This is a genomic window from Mesobacillus sp., from assembly GCF_049588175.1.
Taxonomy (GTDB): domain Bacteria; phylum Bacillota; class Bacilli; order Bacillales; family Cytobacillaceae; genus Mesobacillus.
This window is the reverse complement of record NZ_JBAVFI010000764.1, coordinates 1-2,194: the sequence shown is the minus strand read 5'-3', so window position 1 is coordinate 2,194 and position 2,194 is coordinate 1. Positions and strand designations below refer to the sequence as shown.

3 protein-coding genes are annotated in these 2,194 nt (G+C 44.3%); all 3 read right to left on the bottom strand.

Annotated elements, in window-relative coordinates; translation table 11 throughout:
* A partial coding sequence (locus WB217_RS18505) for a DMT family transporter (protein ID WP_423994795.1) occupies positions 1–741 on the bottom strand: 741 nt, incomplete at its 3' end.
* A 39-nt stretch (positions 742–780) separates the two neighbouring features.
* A complete protein-coding gene (locus tag WB217_RS18500) occupies positions 781–1,566 on the bottom strand; it encodes an MBL fold metallo-hydrolase (RefSeq protein ID WP_423994794.1) in 786 nt (261 codons plus the stop codon).
* Positions 1,526–2,194, bottom strand: a 669-nt coding sequence (locus WB217_RS18495; RefSeq protein WP_423994792.1) for an MBL fold metallo-hydrolase, incomplete at its 5' end; no start/stop codon positions are given. The genes WB217_RS18495 and WB217_RS18500, both read right to left, overlap by 41 nt.

The window sequence follows — 2,194 nt, the reverse complement described above, 5'->3', positions numbered from 1 at the left end:
GGTCCATGTTGTGGGAAAATAGACACTCGTATGTTTTAGAAGCCAATAAAAGATTCCATACGATAGTATGGAGGCGAACAAAATAAAATAGATTAAAATCAGCCAGCCATGGCTTTCTGCAGGGAGGCTGTAATCTTCATTGAATATCAGGCTGATAACCATTAAAAATCCACCTCCGTAAAGCATCTGGTACCCATTGAGGATAAATGGATCCAATAGATCAATGAGAATCTTTTTTGATTGTATGCTTCCATATGCGAAGGCCCATTCAGCAAGGAGCAGAACGAGTTTGGCTATGGCAGATTCTGAGCTGCTATCGATGCTGATTTCATTAAAAAAGAGCAATCCTATTCCACCGAGGCTGATTAATGAACCAATAAATCTGAGGGAATTAAACCGTTCCTGTTTTGTAAAATAATTGATAATTAGGATGAAAATTGGAGAAGTAGCGACAATCACTGCTGCTTCTCCCGAGGAGAGATATTGCTCAGACCAGTAAAGTGCAGCAAACGGTACAGTCGTCATAAAAAAGGATAATCTGGCTATCTGTAAATGAATTGAAGGCTTGAGGGACCCCTTTTTAGAAAAAAGCTGCAAAAATCCGATGATGACCCCTCCAGCCAAGATAAACCGAAGGCCGGAAAACAGGAATGGGGACCAGCCTGTTCCCAACCCAATTTTAATGAGTAAAAAAGTCGTGCCAAAAATAAAGCACATGACCAGGTAAAAAAAGACAATCATCATAACACCACCACAAAGGGGTTTGAACGAGAACAAACTTTAAGGCTGGTCGTTAATTTCACACTGTTGTCCCTGTTCATCCAATACGAAACTCTCATGCTCATTCAAGACTCTTACATTTACTTTTTCCTTCTGGCTTTGTCTGATCACGCGTTCAATTACATCTGGAGTCTCGTTATAAAGAGGAGGATAATGAAACGAACCGTAATGGATTGGAATTAGGACGCCTGCTCGCAAAACCTTTGCTGCTGCTATTGCCTGCTCTGGAGTAAGGCAAATAGGCTGACCGCTTTGTATTGCACCCGGTTCGTTTACGACAGCCCCATTTACAGGAAGGAATGCAGCGGTAAACGGTCCATATCGTTCACCAAGTGCTTGCCAATGCCCATGCCAAAGAGTGTCCCCGCAATGGATAATGGTTTGGCCTGCGCTCTTTATGATCCAGGATACTTGCCTGTCTCCCAAGCCATCGACCGCCGGGGCCGTGATAATATCTATATCGCCTGCCTGTAACCTTTCCCCTTCAGTGAAACCCATTACGTTCGTAAACCCATATCCTTTTACAACACCTTCAGTTCCTGCAGGGACAAGCAGTGTAATATCTTTTCCGGCTTTCCCTGAAATCCAGTCGGGATCAAAGTGATCGGAATGCAAATGGGTGATTAGGATGAAATCCGGTTTCCTTAGATGAACCATGGGAGAGAAAGGTGTTTTTGGCGAGCCGAAAAATGACGTTTGTGGACTTTTATATACTGGATCAATTAAAATAGTTTTTTCGTTTAACTCAATCAGTACCCCTGCCCATTGCAGACGTTGGATTCGCATATCCTTCCTCCTCCCTAATAAAGCCAGTATTCTTTGTTTTACTAGAAAGATCTAGCCACTCGCCAGGCTTTAGCGCGTACAGTTCGACTCCTCGCAAATCCGCTCTTCCTTCAACTCGCTTTAGGGCGTTATCCGCTTCCGAGTAATAAGGAGGATTGTGGAACATACCATAATGGATTGGCAGCAATGCTGCACCCAATATTTTGGCAGCTTCAACTGCTTCTTCAGGAGTCATGCATGCTGGGATCGTGCTTTGTTCAAGCAAACCTTTGACATTCAATACAGCACCGTTGATTGGCAAACAGGCTAATGTGAATGGGCCGTACTTACCCGCGATTTTCCACCACTCACCATGCCAGAGCGTGTCGCCACAATGGATTATTTTTTGGCCATCCCCTTCGATCATCCAGGCGACCTGAGGTGTTCCATAGCCGTCTGCTGAATAAACGGCGGTTATTTTTAATTCACCAAATTCCCATGAATCTCCCGGTGAGGCGCCAATCAAATTCGTGAGCCCAGAGGTATTAACAATTGTTACCGACTCATCAGGCACGATGACGGGAATATCCCTCCCAAACGCTCCCTGAATGGATTCAGGGTCAAAATGATCAGGATGGATGTGCGTTAT

Excerpts from the sequence above, each read along its gene's own strand:
- WB217_RS18500 (WP_423994794.1), bottom strand. The coding sequence starts at position 1,566 with ATGCGAATCCAACGTCTGCAATGGGCAGGGGTACTGATTGAGTTAAAC.